Source organism: Nocardia camponoti, assembly GCF_014646135.1.
Taxonomy (GTDB): Bacteria; Actinomycetota; Actinomycetes; order Mycobacteriales; family Mycobacteriaceae; genus Nocardia; species Nocardia camponoti.
In genome coordinates this window covers 337,416-351,379 of the sequence record NZ_BMMW01000001.1, presented here as the reverse complement: position 1 = coordinate 351,379, position 13,964 = coordinate 337,416, and the positions used below count along the sequence as shown (strand labels likewise).

At 65.8% G+C, this 13,964-nt stretch carries 16 protein-coding genes; 9 read left to right on the top strand and 7 right to left on the bottom strand.

Annotated elements, in window-relative coordinates:
- The first annotated feature begins 18 nt into the window (after positions 1-18).
- Both IEX78_RS01525 and ligD read left to right on the top strand, forming a co-directional pair.
- Positions 19-1,098, top strand: a complete 1,080-nt coding sequence (locus tag IEX78_RS01525) for an ATP-dependent DNA ligase (RefSeq protein ID WP_188826896.1) — start codon at positions 19-21, stop codon at positions 1,096-1,098.
- Positions 1,095-2,093 carry a non-homologous end-joining DNA ligase gene (gene ligD, locus IEX78_RS01520; protein WP_188826895.1) on the top strand — a complete coding sequence of 333 codons (999 nt, stop codon included), beginning with the start codon at positions 1,095-1,097 and terminating at the stop codon, positions 2,091-2,093. Before IEX78_RS01525 ends, ligD begins: the two co-directional genes overlap by 4 nt.
- A 1-nt stretch (position 2,094) precedes the next feature.
- Here the strand turns inward: ligD and IEX78_RS01515 are convergent, their stop codons facing one another.
- Positions 2,095-2,805 (bottom strand): hypothetical protein, encoded by a 711-nt coding sequence (locus IEX78_RS01515; protein WP_188826894.1) that lies wholly within the window; start codon positions 2,803-2,805, stop codon positions 2,095-2,097.
- 220 nt (positions 2,806-3,025) lie between these two features.
- Between IEX78_RS01515 and IEX78_RS01510 the strand changes: the two genes are divergently transcribed.
- Positions 3,026-3,388, top strand: coding sequence for a hypothetical protein (locus IEX78_RS01510; protein WP_188826893.1), 363 nt, complete (start codon positions 3,026-3,028; stop codon positions 3,386-3,388).
- On the opposite strand, the gene IEX78_RS01505 is transcribed toward IEX78_RS01510, so the two are convergent.
- A complete protein-coding gene (locus IEX78_RS01505; protein ID WP_229683777.1) occupies positions 3,381-4,013 on the bottom strand; it encodes a TetR/AcrR family transcriptional regulator in 633 nt (210 codons plus the stop codon). The genes IEX78_RS01510 and IEX78_RS01505 overlap by 8 nt on opposite strands.
- Before the next feature lie 140 nt (positions 4,014-4,153).
- On the opposite strand from IEX78_RS01505, the gene IEX78_RS01500 reads away from it, so the two are divergent.
- Both IEX78_RS01500 and IEX78_RS01495 read left to right on the top strand, forming a co-directional pair.
- A complete protein-coding gene (locus tag IEX78_RS01500) occupies positions 4,154-5,584 on the top strand; it encodes an SDR family NAD(P)-dependent oxidoreductase (RefSeq protein WP_188826891.1) in 1,431 nt (476 codons plus the stop codon).
- Positions 5,585-5,682: 98 nt separating this feature from the next.
- A complete protein-coding gene (locus tag IEX78_RS01495) occupies positions 5,683-6,060 on the top strand; it encodes a DUF2784 domain-containing protein (RefSeq protein WP_188826890.1) in 378 nt (125 codons plus the stop codon).
- Positions 6,061-6,076: 16 nt separating this feature from the next.
- On the opposite strand, the gene IEX78_RS01490 is transcribed toward IEX78_RS01495, so the two are convergent.
- Complete coding sequence (locus tag IEX78_RS01490; protein WP_229683636.1) at positions 6,077-6,829, bottom strand: thioesterase II family protein; 753 nt, start codon at positions 6,827-6,829, stop codon at positions 6,077-6,079.
- A 42-nt stretch (positions 6,830-6,871) separates the two neighbouring features.
- Here IEX78_RS01490 and IEX78_RS01485 point away from each other — a divergent pair, with 42 nt between their 5' ends.
- Entirely contained in the window at positions 6,872-8,308 is a 1,437-nt protein-coding gene (locus IEX78_RS01485) for a CoA transferase (RefSeq protein ID WP_229683635.1), read from the top strand.
- Positions 8,309-8,322: 14 nt separating this feature from the next.
- On the opposite strand, the gene IEX78_RS01480 is transcribed toward IEX78_RS01485, so the two are convergent.
- Complete coding sequence (locus IEX78_RS01480; RefSeq protein WP_188826888.1) at positions 8,323-8,694, bottom strand: cupin domain-containing protein; 372 nt, start codon at positions 8,692-8,694, stop codon at positions 8,323-8,325.
- Positions 8,695-8,732: 38 nt separating this feature from the next.
- Positions 8,733-9,299 carry a TetR family transcriptional regulator gene (locus IEX78_RS01475; protein ID WP_188826887.1) on the bottom strand — a complete coding sequence of 189 codons (567 nt, stop codon included), beginning with the start codon at positions 9,297-9,299 and terminating at the stop codon, positions 8,733-8,735.
- A gap of 109 nt (positions 9,300-9,408) precedes the next feature.
- Here IEX78_RS01475 and IEX78_RS01470 point away from each other — a divergent pair, with 109 nt between their 5' ends.
- A complete protein-coding gene (locus IEX78_RS01470; RefSeq protein WP_188826886.1) occupies positions 9,409-10,623 on the top strand; it encodes an FAD-dependent monooxygenase in 1,215 nt (404 codons plus the stop codon).
- A gap of 3 nt (positions 10,624-10,626) precedes the next feature.
- Here the strand turns inward: IEX78_RS01470 and IEX78_RS01465 are convergent, their stop codons facing one another.
- A complete protein-coding gene (locus IEX78_RS01465) occupies positions 10,627-11,529 on the bottom strand; it encodes an SDR family oxidoreductase (RefSeq protein ID WP_229683634.1) in 903 nt (300 codons plus the stop codon).
- Positions 11,530-11,673: 144 nt separating this feature from the next.
- On the opposite strand from IEX78_RS01465, the gene IEX78_RS01460 reads away from it, so the two are divergent.
- Positions 11,674-12,735 (top strand): nucleoside hydrolase, encoded by a 1,062-nt coding sequence (locus tag IEX78_RS01460; protein ID WP_188826884.1) that lies wholly within the window; start codon positions 11,674-11,676, stop codon positions 12,733-12,735.
- Positions 12,732-13,610: an amidohydrolase family protein gene (locus tag IEX78_RS01455; protein ID WP_188826883.1), complete on the top strand. Its 879-nt coding sequence runs from the start codon at positions 12,732-12,734 to the stop codon at positions 13,608-13,610. Before IEX78_RS01460 ends, IEX78_RS01455 begins: the two co-directional genes overlap by 4 nt.
- Here IEX78_RS01455 and IEX78_RS01450 read toward each other — a convergent pair whose 3' ends face one another.
- On the bottom strand, positions 13,611-13,955 hold the full coding sequence (locus tag IEX78_RS01450; RefSeq protein WP_188826882.1) for an SHOCT domain-containing protein: 345 nt from the start codon (positions 13,953-13,955) through the stop codon (positions 13,611-13,613).
- Between the last annotated feature and the right edge of the window lie 9 nt (positions 13,956-13,964).

The following is a 13,964-nucleotide window of genomic DNA, read 5'->3' as shown; positions in this document are numbered from 1 at the left end:
GGCCCTACGATCGTCGACATGGACCTGCCCGTACTGCCGCCAGTGCGTCCGATGCTGGCCAAGTCCACGCCGGAGCTCCCGCGCGAGCCCGGTCTCAGCTATGAGCCCAAGTGGGATGGGTTCCGCGCCATCGTCTTTCGCGATGGCGACGAGCTGGAAATCGGGTCGCGCAACGATCGCCCGCTCACGCGTTATTTCCCTGAGCTAGTCGACCTCTTGAAAGAGGCGCTGCCGGAGAAGTGCGTTGTTGATGGCGAGATCGTGGTTGTCGGGCCGGACGGGCTCGACTTCGACACGCTGCAACAGCGGCTGCATCCGGCGGCGTCGCGGGTCAACAAGCTCGCGGTAGAGACGCCCGCGAGCTTCGTGGCATTCGACCTGCTCGCCGTCGGCGATCGCGACCTCACCGGCGAATCGTTCACCGAACGGCGGCGGGAGCTGGAAAAGCTGCTCGACGCCGCGCCCGGGCGCATCCACCTCACGCCGCTGACGCACGACCCGGACGTCGCGCAAGACTGGTTCAGTCGCTTTGAGGGCGCGGGGTTCGACGGGGTCATGGTCAAGTCCGACGATCAGCCGTATATGCAGGACAAACGCGTCATGCTCAAGGTCAAGCACGAGCGCACCGCCGACTGTGTCGTTGCCGGGTACCGCATGCATAAGGACGGCGAGGGCGTCGGGTCGCTGCTGCTTGGCCTATACGACGACACGGGCAGGCTCAACCATGTTGGGGTGGCGTCGAGTTTCACCGCGAAGCGGCGGCGCGAATTGCTCAGCGAGCTAGCGCCGTTGCGGGAGAACGCACTGGTTGACCATCCGTGGCGCGAGTGGGCCGATGCCAGCGCCCAGGCCAGTGCCGAGGGCACGATGCCCGGCGGGGTCAGCCGGTGGAGCGGCGGCAAAGACCTGTCGTGGGAACCACTTCGACCCGAACTTGTCGCCGAGGTGCGGTATGAACACGTGCAGGGTCGCCGATTCCGTCACGGCGGTCGCCTCGCCCGGTTCCGCGCCGACCGCACCCCCGATTCGTGTACTTACGCCCAGCTCGACGAGGTTGCCCCCGCCGAACTCGACGCGATCTTTGGAGCATCGTCATGAGTGAGAAGGTCGAAATCGAAGTCGATGGGCACGTGCTGCCCATCTCGCATCCGGACAAGATTTACTTCACCAAACGCGGCGACACCAAGCTCGACCTGGTGAATTACTACCGTGCGGTCGAAGAGCCACTGCTCGCCGCCATTCGCGACCGGCCGGTCCTGCTTGAGCGCTATCCCGATGGGGCGTCCGGGAAGTCGTGGTTTCAGAAGCGCGTGCCGTCGTCAGCACCGGACTGGTTACAGACGGTAGAAGTGTCGACGCCGAATGGCACCACAAGCGACGCGCTCGTCGCACACGATCTCGCGCATATTCTCTGGGCGGTCAATCAGGGGTGTCTCGGTTTTCACGTGTGGCCCAATCACGTTGACGATCTGCGCATTGCCGACGAATTGCGAATTGATCTTGACCCGTCACCGGGCATTAGTTTCGACGACTTGCGTGCGGCAGCCGTTCGTACGCGAGAGTTGTTGGCGGAGTTGGGAATTGACTCGGCGATCAAGACTTCGGGCTCGCGTGGGTTGCACATTTACGTGCCGCTCCTGCCGGAATGGGACGGGTATCAGGTGCGGGCGGCGGCCGTCGCATTGGCGCGTGAATTGGAACGTCGGTTTCCGGAAGAAATTACCGCGCACTGGTGGAAAGAGGAACGCGGTCAGCGGGTGTTCGTCGATTACAACCAAAATGCCCCGCACAAAACAGTTTTCGGGGCTTGGAGTGTCCGGCCGAAAGTCGGCGCGCAAGTCTCGACGCCCATCGCCTGGGACGACCTAGCCACCGTCGTTCCCGACGAACTCACCATCGCGACGGTGCCCGCGCGCGTCGCGGAACTCGGCGACCCGTGGGCCGGCATGCAACCGCAGTCGATCGCACCATTGTTGGCCATGTCGGACGCCGACATGGCCGCTGGTCTCATGGACGCGCCGTGGCCGCCGCAATATCCGAAGATGCCGAACGAACCGCCGCGCGTCGCGCCGAGTCGGGCGAAGAAGGACTAGGTCACTCCAGCCAGGGCACCCATGTGGCCGAACTGCCCTTGCCTTCACACACGAGCGCGCGGTTGTCGTTGGTCCGGCCGGACTTATCAGTCGACGGATCGCACTTGGTGCCCTCGGTGTAGTACGAGCCCGACACCCGGAACGGTCCCGACCATGTGTACGCGCCCGCCGACTTCAGACACAACAGCGTCGCACCGTCGGCGGAAACGCCAACCAAACCAGCCTGCGCGTTGGTGCATGCGCTGCCCTTCACCACCACCGTGCCAACCGGCGCGGTCACGGGTGCCGCTGGCGCGGTCGGTGCGCCATGCGACGGCGCGTTGGGTGCGGCGGCAACCGTCGCGGTGGTCGTTGTCGCCACGCTCGACTCGGTCGACTTCGCCAACGCGGGCAGCCCAACATCGAAGCCGCCGAAGACAGTGAGCGCTACCACCGTGGCAACAGCGGCCTCGCCGATGCCGAGCAGCAGCGCGAAGGTCGCCATCGCACGCCCACGCGGATGCGCGAAAGACAGCAGCCCGAAGACCAGCGCGATCGGGAAGAGCGCGATGAGCGCGGCGGCAAGCGCGACCATCGCGTAGGGATTGGTGCGTGGTGCGTCGTCGGGTTCAGCGTGATCGAACGGCTCCGCGGTCGGCCACCGTTGACCGTCCCAACGCTCGTCGTCGAACTCCTCCTCGGGGCCGTTGTCCCACTGCTCGTACCGTGCCATCAAACCCCGGGTCCCTCTCCGATCTCGCCCACGGCGACAGCGAACGTGGCCGGGGTATGGCGACGAGGATAGAGACTTCGTCACCTTCGGTCACCCGCAACGCGCAAACCCATCACATTGCCACTAACGCTCGGTTCGCGCGCACCACACTGGTAACGAACCAGCAACTCCTTTTGCCTCGCCCTAGCAGCGGGTCCATCCTGGTGGGGAGGAGGCCAACATGACCCACAGTCCCGCGTCCCCATCGGCCAAACGTTCTTGGCACGCCCAGGCGGGCGATCTGCTCGCTGACGACTACAACGTCCCCGGCATCGTCATGATCTCCATCTCGGTGGCCGGGCTCGCTTTCGCGCTTGTCGCCGCAGGCACCGACCATTGGGGCTGGTTCACTGCCGCCGTGATCCTCACCGTGGTGACCCTGGTCGGCGGGATCGCCGCGCTGGTCATCGAACATCAGCGGGAGAAGCGGATCGAGTTAGCGATCGGTCGCGCTGGTCATCCGGTCGGCAAGTCCGTGCCGATCGAGTACGGGCCGGACGAAATCCGCAAGAAGCAGCGCAATAGCGGTTCGGGGACTAGCTAGCTTCCCCGGCGGGCAACGTTTCAGCTACCGTCATCAGCGTTTCGGCGAGCAGGCGATGTACCTGCTCGCGCGACAGTGTCGCGCGCACAATCCACTCGCGGCCCGCGACCTTGACCATGCCCGCGTAAGCCAGAATCTGCGCACGCGCGGGTGCGCTGTCGGCTAGGTCGGGACGGCCGATCATCAACAGCATCCGCTCGGCTGCCGCGTTGTCGGCCAAGTCGAGAATGTGCTGCACCTCGGGGTCGTCGCCAACGCCTTCGTGGCTGGTTACCTTCACCCAGGTGCTGCCGTGTTCGGCGATGGTGTCGAGCAGCCACGCCACGATCCCGTCGACCCGTTCGCGTCGAGTGCTGGCAGCGGGTACCGCGATGCGGTCCTGACGCGGCAGCGTGACCATCCGGCGCACGACCGCCAAATACAGGTCGCGTTTGGTGCCGAAATAGTGGTTGATGAGCCCGCGCGCGACGCCAGCGCGGGCGGCCAACTCGGCCGTCGACACCGCCGCGTACGGCCGTTCCCCGAACATGTCGATGGCACACGCCAAGATCTGGGCTCGACGCTCATCGGGTTCAAGCCTGCGTCGCCGTGGCGGGTCCTGGGTGTCGGTGTCGAGCGGGGAAATCGCACTGCTCCGTCGCGTACTTGTGGTCGCGGCGTGGTTGCGGCGACGTCGTACCACGATACCCAGCAGGCCGCGCTGACGCCGAATGCGACAATAGATGCTGCCCCCTGCTCCCGTATGAAGGAATGTCGCGCTCACCGATGGCCGAGAACAAGATCGATCCGGACGAGTTGGCGACCTGTTTGCGGGTGCTTGACCAGGCGGGTGCGCTGGAGAAAGACCACCCCGATTCCGTCGCGGTCCAACGCGCTGTCGGGCACATGTTCAAGAAGTTCAAGCAGGCGCGTCGCATTGCCGCGCGCGAAGTGGTTTCCGACAACGATCGCGCGGTCATCGCCGCGACCGCGACCGGATCGCCGCAGCGTATCGACGACGAGACCGCTGGCATCCCGATCAGCTCGTCGACGTCGGGCGCGAGCGCGGGCACGCTACTCAAGCCGCGACCCTGCTACATCTGCAAGCAGCGCTACACCCAGGTCGACGCGTTCTACCACCAGCTGTGCCCCGAGTGCGCGGCGTCGAGCCACGCTAAGCGCGACGCGCGCACCGACCTCACGGGTAAGCGGGCACTGCTGACCGGTGGTCGCGCGAAGATCGGCATGTACATCGCGTTGCGGCTGCTGCGCGACGGCGCGCACACCACGATCACCACGCGTTTCCCCAACGACGCGATCCGCCGGTTCGCCGCGATGGAAGACAGCGCCGACTGGCTACATCGGCTGCGCATTGTCGGCATCGACCTGCGTGACCCGGCGCAGGTCGTCGCGCTTGCCGACGACGTCGCCGCGCAAGGTCCGCTCGACATCCTCATCAACAACGCCGCCCAGACTGTGCGTCGCTCGGCCGGTGCGTACAGCGCGCTCGTCGATGCCGAGACCGCGCCGCTGCCCGCTGGCGACCTGCCGGAAATGATCACGTTCGGCAAGACGATGCAGGCGCACCCGACCGCGCTCACCGCTTCGCTCACCCCGTCGTTGTCGGCAGCTGATGTCGCTGAACTCGCGCTCGTAGCTGGGTCGGCAACGCCGGAACGCATCGCAGCCGGGGTCGCGATCGACGCGGGCGGACTGGTTCCCGACCTCGCGCACACCAACAGTTGGGTGCAGACGGTCGGTGAAGTGGACGCCACCGAACTGCTTGAGGTGCAGCTGTGCAACTCGGTCGCGCCGTTCATCCTGGTCTCGCGTTTGCGGCCCGCGCTCGCCGCTTCGCAGGCGCGACGCAAGTACGTGGTGAACGTGTCGGCGATGGAAGGCCAGTTCAGTCGCGGGTACAAGGGGCCCGGCCACCCGCATACGAACATGGCCAAGGCCGCGTTGAACATGCTCACCCGCACGAGCGCGGCGGAGATGCTCGAAGCCGACTCGATCCTGATGACCGCCGTCGACACCGGTTGGATCACCGACGAGCGCCCGCACTACACCAAGGTGCGGCTGGCCGAAGAGGGCTTCCACGCCCCGCTCGACCTCGTCGACGGTGCCGCCCGCGTCTACGACCCGATCGTCCAAGGCGAGAACGGCGTAGACCTGTACGGGTGTTTCCTCAAGGATTATCAGCCGTCACCTTGGTGAATTAACCCTGGCTGGGGTAGCCGCTTCGCCATCGAGTCGATGCCGAAACGCCGCCGCAGGCGACCACTTTCGCCTGCGTACGCCCCTACCCTGGAGAGGTGCTGTATCGAGGGATCGTCGATGTGGTCGCCGCGACACATTTCGCGTTCATCGCCTACGTGGTCGTCGGCGGTTTCCTCGCGTGGCGTTTCCCGCGCACGATCTGGGGCCACCTCGTCGCTGTCGGCTGGGGCTTCGGCACGATCCTCGTTGGCTTCCACTGCCCGCTGACGTACGCGGAGAATTGGGCGCGGCGGGGGGCCGGAATGCCGGAATTACCAGACGGTTTCATCGCCCACTACCTCACCGGGGTGCTGTACCCGGCGAGCGCGTTGGGCACCGTCCGCCTTGTTGCCGCTGGGTGCGTTGTTGTGTCGTGGGTCGGGTACGCGGTGTTGGCGCAGCGGCATCGGCGGGTGGGATCGGAAGCGGTTTAGGGGCACGTGGGGTGGGTCAGCTCAGGTGTCGCGTGATTTCAGCGGCGACCGAGGTGGGGTCGGTGTCGAAGTAGAAGTGGCCGCCGGGGAAGGTCGCGAGTGAGAACGCGCCCGTGGTTACGGTGTGCCACTGCTCGGCCTGCTCGATCGTCGTTGTTGGGTCGTCGGTGCTCACCAACGTAACGACGGGGCAGGCGAGTTTCGGCGTATTTGCTTGCCGCACATAGGTTTCCACAGCCTGGTAATCGGCGCGCAATGGCGGAAGGACGAGGTCGGCGAGGCCCGGTTCGGTGCGCAGAATCGCGACCGACGACGGGTCGGCGGCGAAGCGTTCGAGACTTTCGATGAGCGCGGCGTCGGTGTCGAGGTGCAGGCGGCTGGTTTCGGGGATGGTCGGCGCGGGGCGCCCCGAGACCATGAGGGTCGTCGGCGGGTGGCCTGCCGCGGTGAGCCGAAGGGCGGTTTCGTAGGCGACGGTCGCGCCCATGCTGTGGCCAAACAGTGCGGTCGGGAGGGTTGTCGGGCGGGCGAGAAGATCGTCGGCGATGCGGTCGGCGAGCTCATGGAGGTCGGTGATGAGCGGTTCGCCCAGTCGGTCTTGTCTGCCCGGATACTGCACGGCGGAAACCGCGACAGCAGCGCCGATGTGCTTGGCGATGGCGCGATACACCGGTGCTGAGCCGCCGCCGGGTGGTAGGCAGACGAGGCGAAGGCGCGCCGCCGAATCGGGGCGCAAGTCGCGGAGCCAGTTCGAGGTGGACGTGGTCAAGATCGCACTCCTATTCGGGTTTCGCTCGCTACCGTGAGCGGAGTGAAGGGTCATCTGGAGCTGGTGGGCGAATACGAGCGGAGCATCGGGGTTGAGCCGTCGGCGGTGACGTCGTGTCCCGAGCCCGGCGCGCGCTTGGCGGCCACGTTACCGGTGTGGGCGTTGGCGGCAGGGTCGGTGGCGACCGTCGGTGCCGCACTCGACCGGCTCCGCACCGCGCTCGGCTTACCTGTTCGCCCTGTTCACCTTGACCCCGACCGGGTGACCGCCGCCTTCGCGAGTGACCGCGTTTACCGCGAAAATGGCGAAACCCCAAGGGCTTTCGCTGAGCTCTCGGGTTTCTTCGCCGCACGCGACGGGTGGGTGCGCACCCACGCGAACTACCCGCATCACCGCGCCCGCTTGTTGACCGCGTTTCAGTTGCCGGAGTCGACAACGGCCGACGAGTTAGGCGCGTGCTTCGCGGATTTGCCCGCGCAGGAGATTGAGCGGCGCGCGGTAGCAGTGGGCGCGATCGCGGCGGCAGTGCGCACGGAAAGCGAGTGGGCGGCAACGGAACCCGGCCGGTTCGCCGCGCAGGGCCCGCTGGTGCGGTGGACGCCTCGGACGACGTTGCCCCTCGGCACGCCGGGGCAAGAGGACGGAGAGGCGGCAGCACGCGCGGCGACCACGCCGACCACGCCAGATGCGACAGACGCGACGGCGACGGCGAGCGCTATCACCGCCGGGCGTTGGCTCCCGCGCACCAATCCCACCGTCGATCGCCCCCTAGGCAGAGTGCGCGTGCTCGACCTCACCCGCGTGCTCGCCGGGCCCGTCGCCACCCGCACGCTCGCGCTTTTTGGTGCCGATGTCCTGCGCATCGACCCGCCGCACCTGCCCGAGATCGGGTTCCAGTTTCGCGACACCTGCCAGGGCAAACGGTCAGCGATTGTAGATCTACGCGAGAATCCCGCCCTGCTCAACGCACTCCTTGCCGAGGCCGACGTCCTGGTGACTGGCTACCGACCGGGCGCGCTCGCGACGCTGGGTGTGCACCCGGATCGGCACCCACACCTGATCACCGCATCGGTGTCGGCGTGGGGCACGACCGGCCCGTGGGGCGAGCGGCGCGGTTTCGACAGCATCGTCCAAGCCGCGTCTGGCATCGCGCTCATCGAGGGAGCGGGCCGTCCAGGCGCGCTCCCCACTCAGGCTCTCGACCACGCGTCGGGCTACCTCCTAGTGGCGGCCGTCATCGACGCACTGCGCGCCCGCAACACTGACGGCATCTCCTATGACGTAGCGGTGGCACTAGCCCGCACCGCCGCATGGTTACTGGCCCACCCCACCCGCACCCCGAACCACCCACCCGCGACACCACCAACGCCCAGCGCGACAGTCACCCACGGCGACTTAACAACGGCCACACCAGCTTTCGCCGAACACGCCGACTACCCTCACCCCGCCCCCGGCTACGGGTCAACAGCACTCATATAGCGTGAAACCCCGTTCTACGACGTGAGCGAGTCGTCATAGTTTGCGGTCAGCGGGCCACCCACATCGCCGGTGTTCACGACCCCCGCGGGCTCGATGAGCATCGCGTGCACCTCCCCATCAGCCACCGGGCAGTGTTCAACACCCCTGGGCACAACGAACAATTGGCCCGGCCGAACATTGACGTCGCCGTCCCGCATCTGGATAGTTAGCTCACCCTCGATGACGAAGAAGAGTTCATCGGTTTCTTCGTGTGTGTGCCACACGAACTCGCCTTCAACCTTGACAACCTTGATCTCGTAGTCGTTGAGCCGAGCGACGACTTTCGGCGACCAGTACTCGGACACCAACGACAACTTCGTGACTAGATCTACCGGATTCTTCGACATCGTCCGATCCTGGCACTACTCGAATCCTCGCGCTTGGATTAGCTCCCCGCCAATGCCCGCACCGCGACGGCCAGTTGGTCCCCACTCGGCATCGCCGCAGGGTTTAGCAACCACATCAAGCTCAAACCCTGTACCAGCGAGAACATTAAACGCGCGATTGAATCCGCCTGCACCGCATCAAGTTCCGGGTGGGCCTCGCGCAAGTGGGCGGCCAAATCCGTGTATACCTCTGGCAGCTGGTCGCCCAATTGCGCGCGCGCCTCAGGGGACCGCACGATGCGGACCACGTTCTCCAAACTCGCCAGCATCGCCTCGCGGTTGTCCGCGAACACGGTCGGCATCGCGTCCCACATGCGCGCGAACGACGTCAGCGGCTGCTCCCCCGCGCCGTCGCGGATCAGCGACTCCATCGCGTCGCCAATCGCATTGCCCAGCGCGTCGGCTAATGCCTCGGTGACGAGGCGTTCCTTCGACCCGAAGTGGTAGCCGATCGCGGCCAAGCTCACCCCGGCGGCAGCCGCGATGTCGCGTGCGGTGGCTTTCGCGACGCCACGCTCCATGATCACCTTGCGCGCTCCCGCCAACAGGTCTTCTCGATTTCCCATGTCAGCGAGCCTACCCGACCGTCTTAGACATTTGTTCTAGACATCCGTCTTAACGTCTGTTAGACATATGTCTAAGACATTCGTTCTTCACCAGATGGGACTTCCCGACATGAGCACCACCTCTCTTCGCGTTCTGGTTTCCGGCGGCGGCATCGCGGGCAACGCGGTGGCACTTCAGTTGTTGCGCAACGGCATTCGCACCACCGTCGTCGAGCGGGCGACCGCTCCCCGACCCGGCGGCCAAGCCGTCGACCTGCGCGGGCCGAGCAAGGAAGCCGCCGAACGCATGGGCCTGATGCCCGGCATCGCCAAGCGGCAACTCGACGAGCGCGGCATGTCCTACGTCGACGGCGACGGCAAGATTTACGCCCGAATGGCGATGGAGGACTTCGACGGCGAAGGCGCGGTCGCCGAAATCGAAATCACCCGTGGCGATCTGAACCAGGTGCTGCTCGATGCGATCGACACCACCGACCAAACCCTGCTCGACTACCGCTACGGCGACCACATCACCGCACTCACCGAGGACGAAACGGGCGTCGACGTGACCTTCGCCAGCGGCGCGACGGGCCGATACGACCTGGTCGTCGGCGCGGACGGCGTCCATTCGGCGACCCGAAAACTCGCCTTCGGCCCCGAAGACCAGTTCGCGACCTACCTCGGCGGCTACTGCTCGTACTTCACGATGCCAACGCCGGCGGGCGTGCGGCCGGGCTGGTTCGAAATGCGTTCGGTGCCCGGTGCGATGCTCGGCCTGCGCCCCGATCGCGATCCGGCGACGTCGAAAGCGATCCTCATTGTCCGTGCCGACCACGACCCAACGCTGCGTCGCGACGTCACCGCGCAGCACAATCTGCTGAACTCGTTCCTCGCTGACGCGGGCTGGCGGTCCGCTGACATCCTCGCCGCGATGGAAACAACGCCCGACTACTACTTCGACGAACTGGTGCGCATCGACATGCCAACCCTGTCGGCAGGCCGCGTGACGTTGCTCGGCGACGCGGGCTACTGCGGCTCACCGATGACGGGCATGGGCACGGCGATGGCGATCGTCGGGGCCTACGTTCTGGCAGGCGAAATCGCAAGCACCCCAACCGATCTCACCGGCGCGCTCAAGCGGTACGAGGAAACGCTGGTCCCGTTCCTGGACAAAGCGCGGGAAATCCCGGGCGGCAGCATCAAGGTGATGCTGCCCAAGAGCGCGTGGATGACCGCGCTCGCCCGGGTGAACATGCGACTGATGCTGTCGGCCCCGATGCGCCCGCTGACGAAGAAAATCTTCTTCAGCAACAGCACCGGCGACTTCCCGCTGCCCAACTACTAGCGATCAGCCCGGCACACCGTTGCCGCCGGTGATGCCCCAAATCTGCGCCGTCACGTAACTGGCTTCCGGTGAGGCCAAGGTGACATAAACGGGCGCGATCTCGACCGGCTGTCCGGGCCGCTTGTACACAACGTCGGCACCGAATTCAGCGACAACCGACTGCGGCTGGGCCCCACACACCTGCAACGGGGTCCAGAACGGGCCGGGCGCAACACCGTTCACTCGAATCCCTTGTGGCAGAAGCTGTTTGCCAAGCCCACGCACCATGTTCGCGATGCCCGCTTTGGTGAGCGCGTAGTCGATGAGAATGTCGATGGGCTGGTACGCGTTACGCGAGGTGGTCGCGATGATCGAACTGCCCGGTTTCAGGTGCGGCACAGCGGCTTTGATCAACCAGAACAGCGCGTACAGGTTGGTTTTGAGCGTCCAGTCGAAGTCTTCGGTGCTCAGTTCTTCGATGTGTCTGGCGTAGTGCTGGCGGCCAGCACAGTTGACGAAGGTATCGATGCCGCCAAGCTGGGTGACCGCGTCGGCGACGAGTTGCTTGCAAAACGCCTCTTCGCGAATGTCGCCGGGCAATCCGACGGCGGTGCGGCCGGCGTCGCGAATGAGGTTGAGCACCTCGTCGGCGTCGCTTTGCTCAGCGGGCAGGTAGTTGATCGCCACGTCGGCACCTTCACGGGCGAACGCGATCGCGACCGCGCGGCCGATGCCCGAGTCGCCGCCGGTGATCAGCGCGCGCTGCCCGGCGAGGCGGCCGGACCCGCGATAACTCGTCTCACCGCAGTCGGGGATCGGCCGCATTTTCGATTGCAGACCCGGCCACGGCTGGGGCTGTTCGGGGAAGGGCGGCGCGGGGTACTCGGTCATCGGATTGATGAGATCCGGCCGGTCGTTGTCGCTCATCGGGGCTCCCTTGACGATCGTCGTTTCACCAGAACGAACTGCCATGCAAGCAAACTCTCCGCAACTGGCATCCAGAATACGGGACCTGGGGTGCGTCACCGAGTACGCGCGTCACGTTCGGCGCGGACGGCTAAGGTCGGCGAGGTGGCCAAGCGCATCCTCCTCGACGTAGACACCGGCATCGACGATTCCCTTGCCATCCTGTATTTGCTCGCGTCCCCCGACGCCGAGCTGGTCGGCATCGCCGCGACAGCGGGCAACGTGCCAGCGCCACAGGTAGCGGCCAATACGCTCGCGATCCTCGACCTCGCCGATGCCGACGACATCGAAGTCGCGCTCGGTGCGGCGGAACCGCTCGCGATCCCGTTGCGCACCACCGAGGACACGCACGGCCCGCAAGGGCTTGGCTACGCCCAGCTACCGGCGTCGCCGCGTCCGCTCTCGGACCGGTCGGCCGCCCAAATGTGGGTCGATCAGGTCCGTGCGCACCCCGGCGAACTCACCGGCCTCTGCACCGGCCCGCTCACCAACCTCGCGCTGGCCCTGCGCCTCGAACCGAACCTGCCGCTGTTGCTTGATCGCCTGGTCATCATGGGCGGTGCGTTCAACCACCCGGGTAATACGACGCCGACCAACGAGTGGAACATCCACGTCGACCCCGAAGCCGCGAAAGAGGTTTTCGACGCGTTTTCGGCGGTCCCGCCGGGGCGTCGCCCGGTGGTGTGCGCGCTCGACATCACCGAGACCATTGAGATGCGCCCCGACCACCTAGTCGCGCTCGCCGAAGCCGCGCGCAGCACGCCACCCGAGCTGGTCAACGAAGACTTCGACACTGAATGGCGTTCGGCCGCAACGAATCCGGTGATCGCCTACCTCACCGACGCGATCCGCTTCTACTTTGACTTCCATCACTCCTACGACCTCGGCTACCTCGCGCACGTGCACGACCCGTTCGCTGCGGCGGTCGCGCTTGATCCCGGGCTCGCGGTGACGAAGCCCGCGACGGTCGATGTGGAACTCACCGGTCGCCTCACCCGCGCGACTACTGTTGCCGACTGGGCGGGGATGTGGGGCCGAGAACCCAACGCCGACATCGTGATTGGCACCGAGCCGGGCATTTTCTTTGACCGGATGATCACCCGCGTCGGCGCGCTTGCCCGACGTCTCGATATGGAGCACCGCAGCGACATGGAACACCGCCGATGACCGACACCGCCGCGTACCTCGCTGACGTTCGTGACCGCCTCGACCTGCCCGGCATCGTCGATATTCACACGCATTTCATGCCCGACCAGGTGATGCGCAAGGTGTGGGCGTACTTCGATTCGGCCGGTCCGCTCACTGGTCGACCGTGGCCGATCACCTACCGCGACGACGAGCAGGTGCGACTGAAAACGTTGCGCGACTTCGGGGTTCGCGCATTCACGTCACTGGTGTACCCGCACAAACCGGGGATGGCCGAATGGCTGAACAGCTGGACGGCTGATTTCGCCGCCCGCACGCCCGGCTGCCTGCATACCGCAACGCTGTTCCCCGAACCGGACGCGCCCCGCTACGTGACCGAGGCGATCGACGCTGGCGCGCGAATCTTCAAGGTGCACATTCAAGTTGGCGCGTACTCGCCCGAGGATCCCCTGCTCGATCCGGTGTGGCAGATCCTCGCTGACCGCGACGTGCCGGCGTTGATTCACTGCGGAAGTGGGCCTGCCCCAGGCGAATTCACCGGTCCCGCACCGGTCGCACGAGTGCTTGAGCGCTTCCCGAACCTGCGCCTGATCATCGCGCACATGGGCACCCCCGAGTACTCCGCGTTCCTCGACATCGCCGACCGGTTCCCGCGCACCTATTTCGACACCACAATGGTCTTCACGCGATTCTCCGAGGCAGACGCGCCGTTCCCCACCACCGAACGCGATCGCCTGGTGCGCATGGGCGACCGCATCCTCTTCGGCAGCGACTTCCCGAACATCCCGTACGACTACGGCGAGGCCGTCAACGCACTCGAACGCCTCGATCTAGGCGACGACTGGGTCCGAAAAGTGCTGTCCACCAACGCGGTTGAACTGTTCGACCTGAGCTAGTCACGAAAGCAGCTTGGCCTTCGCCGCAGCGAACTCCGCGTCGGAGAGCACACCTGAGCTGTGGAGCTTGCCGAGGCGCTCCAGCTTCGCGACCACGTCATCTTCGCCTGGCGCAGCCTGCGGTGGTGACGGCGGCGCGTACTGCGGCTGCTGATAGGCGGCCTGCTGTTGAGCGTACGCGGCCTGCTGTTGCTGGTCGGCGTAAGCATCCTGCTCAGCCGCGCGCCTGCGCGCACGATTGTTGACGGCGTTCGATGTCGCTGTCGCCGTACCCGCGACCACCGCGGTGCGCGCTGCCGCGCCGAGCAGGCCGGGTCGACCCATGCGTCGTCCAATGAGCGGCATTTTAGTTCT

What these genes read in the sequence shown, in the direction of transcription:
- IEX78_RS01470 (WP_188826886.1), top strand. Translation starts at nt 9,409, where the DNA reads ATGAGCACCACCTCTCTTCGCGTTCTGGTTTCCGGCGGCGGCATCGCG.
- IEX78_RS01455 (WP_188826883.1), top strand. Translation starts at nt 12,732, where the DNA reads ATGACCGACACCGCCGCGTACCTCGCTGACGTTCGTGACCGCCTCGAC.
- IEX78_RS01475 (WP_188826887.1), bottom strand. Translation starts at nt 9,299, where the DNA reads ATGGGAAATCGAGAAGACCTGTTGGCGGGAGCGCGCAAGGTGATCATG.
- IEX78_RS01465 (WP_229683634.1), bottom strand. Translation starts at nt 11,529, where the DNA reads ATGAGCGACAACGACCGGCCGGATCTCATCAATCCGATGACCGAGTAC.
- ligD (WP_188826895.1), top strand. Translation starts at nt 1,095, where the DNA reads ATGAGTGAGAAGGTCGAAATCGAAGTCGATGGGCACGTGCTGCCCATC.
- IEX78_RS01500 (WP_188826891.1), top strand. Translation starts at nt 4,154, where the DNA reads ATGGCCGAGAACAAGATCGATCCGGACGAGTTGGCGACCTGTTTGCGG.
- IEX78_RS01525 (WP_188826896.1), top strand. Translation starts at nt 19, where the DNA reads ATGGACCTGCCCGTACTGCCGCCAGTGCGTCCGATGCTGGCCAAGTCC.
- IEX78_RS01510 (WP_188826893.1), top strand. Translation starts at nt 3,026, where the DNA reads ATGACCCACAGTCCCGCGTCCCCATCGGCCAAACGTTCTTGGCACGCC.
- IEX78_RS01515 (WP_188826894.1), bottom strand. Translation starts at nt 2,805, where the DNA reads ATGGCACGGTACGAGCAGTGGGACAACGGCCCCGAGGAGGAGTTCGAC.
- IEX78_RS01450 (WP_188826882.1), bottom strand. Translation starts at nt 13,955, where the DNA reads ATGCCGCTCATTGGACGACGCATGGGTCGACCCGGCCTGCTCGGCGCG.
- IEX78_RS01480 (WP_188826888.1), bottom strand. Translation starts at nt 8,694, where the DNA reads ATGTCGAAGAATCCGGTAGATCTAGTCACGAAGTTGTCGTTGGTGTCC.